Below are 2,362 nucleotides of genomic sequence, written 5' to 3'. Positions count from 1 at the left end.
GTCACCATCGCCCATTCGCGCACCCGCGACCTGCCCGCCCTGTGCCGCACGGCCGACATCCTGGTCGCCGCCGTGGGGCGGCCCGAAATGGTGCGCGGCGACTGGATCAGGCCGGGCGCGACGGTGATCGACGTCGGCATCAACCGCGTGCCGTCGCGCGATCCCGAAAAGGCGGCGGCGGGCAAGACGCGGCTGGTCGGCGACGTGGCCTTCGATGAGGCGGTCCAGGTCGCGGGCCGCATCACGCCCGTGCCCGGCGGCGTCGGTCCCATGACCATCGCCGTCCTGCTGGCCAACACCTACGCCGCCGCCTGCCGCGCGGCCGGGATCACGCCCGAACCCCTGGACGCTTGAAGCGGCCGACGACTGCGCCGATAGTTCGACTCGAAACCGGCGTTCGACCGGCAGACGGAGGACCTATGACCCGCTTCAACTCGCGCATCGCCGCCGTGGCCGCCGTGGCGGTGCTGGCCCCGTCCGTCGCCGGATGCGGGATCAACGCCATTCCCACCAAGGAAGAACGCGCCCAGGCCGCCTGGGCCGACGTCCAGTCGCAATATCAGCGTCGCGCCGACCTGGTGCCGAACCTGGTCGCCACCGTCCAGGGCGCGGCCTTGCAGGAACGCACCACCCTGACCCAGGTGGTCGAGGCCCGCGCCCGCGCCACCGGCGTGACGGTGACGCCCGAGACCCTGAACGATCCGGCCGCCTTCCAGCGCTATCAGGCGGCCCAGGGTGAACTCAGCCAGGCCCTGTCGCGGCTGCTGATGGTGGTCGAAAACTATCCGACCCTGCAATCGAACCAGAATTTCCTGACCCTGCAGTCGCAACTGGAAGGGACCGAGAACCGCATCACCATCGCCCGGCGCGACTACAATGAGGCGGTTCGCGACTACAACACCAGCTTGCGCACCTTCCCGACCGTGATCTGGGCCAAGACCATCCACGGCGGCTCCAAGCCGATGCAGCTCTTCACCGCCACGGCCGCCGCCCAGTCGGCGCCGACGGTCAATTTCGACGCTCTGAACCCCTCGGCTCAAGGTCCAGCTACCGCGCCCGGCGCCGCGCCCGGTTCGCCGCCCCCGGCCGCGCCCGGCCGGTGATCTCGACGCCCCAGTCCCGCGTGGCGCGCCCCGTCGCGCACCTGTCGCTGCTGCTCGTCCTGGCCTTGGCCTGGGCGACGCTGGCGATCGCGCCGGCCTGGGGCCAGACCTTCCCCGCCCTGTCCGGCCGCGTGGTCGATCAGGCGCGGCTGCTGGACCGCGAGACCGAGGCGGCCCTGACGCAGAAGCTGACGGCCCTGGAGACGGACACCGGCGACCAGTTGGTGGTCGTCACCCTGGACAGTCTGCAAGGCTATGAGATCGAGGAATACGGCTATCGCCTCGGCCGCCACTGGGGCATCGGCCAGAAGGAGGGCGACAACGGCGTCCTGCTGATCGTCGCGCCCAATGAACGCAAGGTGCGGATCGAGGTCGGCTATGGCCTGGAGCCGATCCTGACCGACGCCCTGTCGGCGCAGATCATCCAGAACAGCATCCTGCCGGCCTTTCGCACCAGCGCCTTCCAGAAGGGCATCACCGACGGCGTCGACGCCATCGACACGCAGTTGAGGCTGGACCCCGCCGAGGCCCAGGCCCGCGCCGAGGCGGCCCAGGCGACCCGGCCCGAAGCGCCGATCGGACCCATGATCGTGGTCTTCCTGGTCTTTCTGTTCCTGTTCCTGAGCCTGCTGGGGGCGGCCTCACGCGGGCGACGGCATCGCGGCGGCGTCTCGCCCATCCTGATCTGGGCCGCGTCCGAGGCCCTGCGCAACGGATCACGCGGCGGACGCGGCGGCGGCTGGGGCGGTGGTGGCGGAGGCGGCGGCTTCGGCGGCGGCGGCGGAAGCTTCGGCGGCGGCGGCGCCTCGGGAGGATGGTGATGCGCTTTACCTCTCAGGACCACGAACGCATCGCGGCGGCCATCGCGGCGGCCGAGGCCCGGACCTCGGGCGAGATCTTCTGCGTCGTCGCCGGCCGGGTCTCGGCCTATCGCGACATACGCCTGGGTTGGGCGGCTCTGGCGGCCCTGCTGCTGCCGCTAGTCCTGATCCCTGTGGGGTTCGATCCGGCCTGGTTCCCCGGCGTGGCGAACACCTGGGAGGCCGCGCACCTGGCCGCGCGCGACGTGACGATCGGGCGCGCCCTGGCCGCCTATGCGGTCATGCAGGCGGCCATCTTCCTAGTCGTCTTCCTGATCGTCTCCCTGCCCGGCGTGCGCCGCTGGACGACGCCCGCGCCCGTCCGGCGCGCTCGCGTCCGAAACGCGGCGATGAAACAGTTCCTGGCCCACGGCCTGCATCAGACCGAGGCCCGCACCG

General features: G+C 71.3%; 2 protein-coding genes and 2 pseudogenes. All 4 read left to right on the top strand.

Features of this window, described 5'->3' with window-relative positions; translation table 11 throughout:
- A pseudogene (locus tag V7D63_RS13450) lies at positions 1–354 on the top strand (bifunctional methylenetetrahydrofolate dehydrogenase/methenyltetrahydrofolate cyclohydrolase); the annotation flags it as partial.
- Between the two features lie 65 nt (positions 355–419).
- Complete coding sequence (locus tag V7D63_RS13445) at positions 420–1,103, top strand: LemA family protein (protein ID WP_333592784.1); 684 nt, start codon at positions 420–422, stop codon at positions 1,101–1,103.
- Positions 1,104–1,123: 20 nt separating this feature from the next.
- Positions 1,124–1,924: a TPM domain-containing protein gene (locus V7D63_RS13440; protein ID WP_333592783.1), complete on the top strand. Its 801-nt coding sequence runs from the start codon at positions 1,124–1,126 to the stop codon at positions 1,922–1,924.
- A pseudogene (locus tag V7D63_RS13435) lies at positions 1,924–2,362 on the top strand (TPM domain-containing protein); the annotation flags it as partial. The gene V7D63_RS13440 and the pseudogene V7D63_RS13435, both read left to right, overlap by 1 nt.

It is taken from the genome of Brevundimonas sp., from assembly GCF_036732845.1.
Taxonomy (GTDB): Bacteria; Pseudomonadota; Alphaproteobacteria; order Caulobacterales; family Caulobacteraceae; genus Brevundimonas.
This window is presented reverse-complemented; position numbering and strand designations above follow the sequence as displayed.